Source organism: uncultured Aquimarina sp., from assembly GCF_947496855.1.
GTDB lineage: Bacteria > Bacteroidota > Bacteroidia > Flavobacteriales > Flavobacteriaceae > Aquimarina.
This window is the reverse complement of record NZ_CANMED010000029.1, coordinates 1-977: the sequence shown is the minus strand read 5'-3', so window position 1 is coordinate 977 and position 977 is coordinate 1. Positions and strand designations below refer to the sequence as shown.

At 37.7% G+C, this 977-nt stretch carries 1 protein-coding gene; it reads right to left on the bottom strand.

All coding sequences use genetic code 11. The features are described from left to right. Window positions 1–977: DUF11 domain-containing protein (locus Q0921_RS24925; protein WP_299261879.1), on the bottom strand; the 977-nt coding region annotated here is incomplete at both ends.

Here is a 977-nt window from a genome sequence, read left to right as displayed (position 1 = left end):
CTAATTGTAAAAGTAACAGTATCTCCCACATTTGGAGTAGCATCACTTACTACCTTATTGATACTTAAATCTGAAGTCTGAGGTGTTATCTCAAAATTATCCTCATCATCTTCATCTTGATCTCCATCATCATTATCAGGAGAACTATCTGGATCAAATTGATCACTTGCTGTAACTTCAGCAACATTATTATACTCTCCACTAATACCTGTAGGTGCCAATACCGTTACATCATAGGTTAAGGTAAGTGTACCTGCTGCTGATGTTAATGATAAACCACTCCAGTTAATAGTAGTACCTGTTAATCCTCCTCCATTACTAATGTTTGTAATATTCGTATATCCTGATGGAACTATATCTGCTATCCCTATTCCTGTAGCATCGTCCGTACCATTATTCGTTAATGTAATTTCAAAAGTAATCACATCTCCAACATTTGGAGGCAATACAGTACCTGCGTTCTGAACACCTTTGGCAATCTCTAAATCTGCCTGAGCTGGAACTACGGTCTCAGTATCCTCATCATCATCAGCAATACCATCACCTAAATCATCTACTGTCTCATCACTAGTAGCATCACTATCTGGATCAAACTGATCACTTCCTGTGATCTGAGCTAAATTCCTATACTCTCCTGCTGATCCTGTCGGTGCATTTACCAATACCTGATACGTAAGGGTAATACCTGTTAATGGAACACTAGCTATATCCCAATCTATTGTCGTAGATCCTGCATTATAAACTCCAGAATTATCAATACTACCTGAAACAATACTATAACCTAAAGGTAAAACATCCTCGATAGAAACATTCGTAGCTACATCTGGACCAGTATTACTGATGGCTAAACTAAAAGTTAAAATATCTCCTACATTAACTGGACCACCATTGACATCTGTAAAGCTCTTTACCAAAGCTAAATCTGCTGCAGTAGGTGTGATTACAAAGGTATCTTCATCATCATCTGCTATTCCATC